We start from the raw sequence: 2,733 nt of genomic DNA on the forward strand, positions 1-2,733 counted from the left end.
AACGGGATGGCTCCTGGCCGTTTGCTTGAGCATTTGTTCGAGGTTACGGATCAGTATGAGGTGACGATTTTCAACGCCGAGCCGCGTGTGAACTATGACCGCATCATGCTGTCTCCGGTTCTGTCGGGTGAGAAGACCTATGCCGATATCATCATCCATGGTGAGGGCTGGTATGCCGAGCACGGGATCACACTGCATCAGGGTGAGAAAGTGTCCGAGATCCGCCGCCACGAGCGGAAGGTGATCTCCGAGAGCGGGATCGTGGCGGAGTACGACAAGCTCGTGATCGCGACCGGCTCGAACCCGTTCATCATTCCGGTGCCGGGCTCTGATCTGCCGGGCGTTCTGGCCTACCGCGATCTCGACGATACGGATGGTATGATTGCCGCTGCGGAAAAAGGCGGGCGTGCTGTTGTGATCGGTGGCGGTCTCTTGGGTCTGGAAGCGGCTGCGGGTCTCAAGATGCGCGGCATGGATGTGACCGTGATCCACCTGATGCCGACGCTGATGGAGCGCCAGCTCGACACCGCCGCTGGCTACCTGCTGCAGAAAGAGCTCGAATCCCGCGGGATCGAGGTGCTCTGCGAAGCCAACACCAAACAAATCCTCGGCACGGACAAGGTCGAGGGCGTGGAACTTGCCGACGGCACTGTGATCGACGCCTCTCTCGTCGTCATGGCCGTGGGCATCCGCCCGAACGTCCAGCTCGCCAAAGAAGCGGGTCTCGAGGTGAACCGTGGCATCGTGACGGACGCGACCATGAAGACCTCTGACCCGAGCATCTATTCTGTCGGCGAATGTGTCGAAGTGGGGGGCATGGTCTACGGTCTCGTGGCGCCGCTCTACCGCATGGCCCGCGTCGCGGCCGAACATCTGGCCGGCCCGTCCGAGGCTGCCTTCCAACATGCTGAAACCGCGACCAAACTCAAGGTCACGGGCTGTGATCTCTACTCTGTGGGGGACTTCGCCGAGGGCGAGGGGCGTGAGGACATCGTGCTGCGCGATGCGATGCGCGGCACCTACAAACGCGTCATTCTCAAAGACAATAAACTTATCGGAGCAGTGCTCTACGGCGATGTCGCCGACGGGGCGTGGTACAACCAACTTCTGACCTCTGGCGAGGATGTGTCGGACATGCGCGAGACGCTGATCTTCGGGCAGGCCTATCAGGGCGCGGGTCAGGCCGATCCGCTGGCCGCTGTGGCAGCCCTGCCAGACGATGCGGAGATCTGCGGCTGTAACGGCATCACCAAAGGCATGATCGTCAAAGCCATCGGCGACAAGGGGCTGACCTCTCTGGCCGATGTGCGGGCGCACACGAAGGCCTCGGCCTCCTGCGGCACCTGCACGGGTCTCGTCGAAGGCGTCATGGGCATCACCCTTGGCGACGGCTTCAAAATCCCGGCGGCAGAGGGCATGTGCGGCTGCACCACCCACGGCCACGGCTTCGTGCGCCGCATGATCAAGGCGAAAGAGCTCAAATCCATCCCTGCGATCTTGCAGGAACTGGAATGGTCCACGCCGGAAGGCTGTGCCAAGTGCCGCCCCGCGTTGAACTACTACCTCGTGGCCGACTGGCCGGGCGAGTATCAGGATGACCAGCAGTCGCGCTTCATCAACGAACGCGTCCACGCCAACATCCAGAAAGACGGCACCTATTCCGTCGTGCCGCGGATGTTCGGTGGCATGACCACGCCGGACGAGCTGCGCGCGATCGCCGATGTGGCCGATAAATACAACATCCCCTCCGTGAAGGTGACGGGTGGCCAGCGCATCGACCTCTTGGGTGTGAAGAAAGAAGATCTCCTCCCCGTCTGGGCCGATCTCAATGCCGCTGGCATGATCTCCGGCGCGGCCTATTCCAAGGGTCTGCGCACGGTCAAAACCTGTGTGGGCACGGATTGGTGCCGCTTTGGCACGCAGGACTCCACGGGTCTCGGCATCAAGCTCGAGAAAGCGCTCTGGGGCTCCTGGTCTCCGGCGAAACTCAAACTCGCCGTCACCGGATGCCCGCGCAACTGCGCCGAGGCGACCTGTAAGGACATCGGCGTGATCTGTGTCGATAGCGGCTACGAGATCGTTTACGGCGGCGCGGCGGGCCTGCACATTCAGGGCACCTCGCCTCTGGGCAAGGTTGCGACCGAAGAAGAAGTGCTCGAGACCGTCTGCGCGCTGACGCAATACTATCGCGAGACGGGCTTCTACCTCGAACGCATCTACAAGTGGGCGGACCGGATCGGGTATGACCACATCAAAGAGGTGATTTTTGATAATCTCGAGGAACGCAAAGCCTTCGCGGAGCGCTTTGCCTACTCGCAAGAGTTCGCCCAAATCGATCCGTGGGCCGAGCGCGTCGCAGGCGCAGAGGCCCATGAGTTCGCCCCCATGGCCACCCTCAATCTGGAGGCAGCAGAATGAACATGACCACCACAAACTGGATCGAGGTCGGCACACTCGACGACATCCCGCGCCAAGGCGCGCGCTGCGTCAAAAACGGCGACACGACGATCGCACTCTTCCGCACCACGGACGACCGCGTCTTCGCCCTCGAAGATAAGTGCCCGCATAGAAACGGGCCTTTGAGCAACGGCATCGTGCACGACGGATGCGTCACATGCCCGCTCCACAACTGGGTCATCTCCCTCGAAACCGGAACCGCTCAAGGCGCCGACGAAGGAAAAACCCAAACTTTCCCCGTCAAAATCGACGGGCAGGCCGTGCTGATCGGCCTGT

Annotated in this window: 2 protein-coding genes; both read left to right on the top strand. The window is 61.7% G+C overall.

All coding sequences use genetic code 11. From position 1 onward, the window contains the following. On the top strand, positions 1-2,418 hold a 2,418-nt coding region (nirB, locus tag LA304_RS10460; RefSeq protein ID WP_224503100.1), incomplete at its 5' end, for a nitrite reductase large subunit NirB. Beyond that, positions 2,415-2,733, top strand: a 319-nt coding sequence (nirD, locus tag LA304_RS10465) for a nitrite reductase small subunit NirD (RefSeq protein WP_224503101.1), incomplete at its 3' end; no start/stop codon positions are given. The genes nirB and nirD, both read left to right, overlap by 4 nt.

Origin of the sequence: Celeribacter litoreus, assembly GCF_020165855.1 — a bacterium.
In the GTDB taxonomy this organism is placed as follows: Bacteria; Pseudomonadota; Alphaproteobacteria; order Rhodobacterales; family Rhodobacteraceae; genus Celeribacter; species Celeribacter litoreus.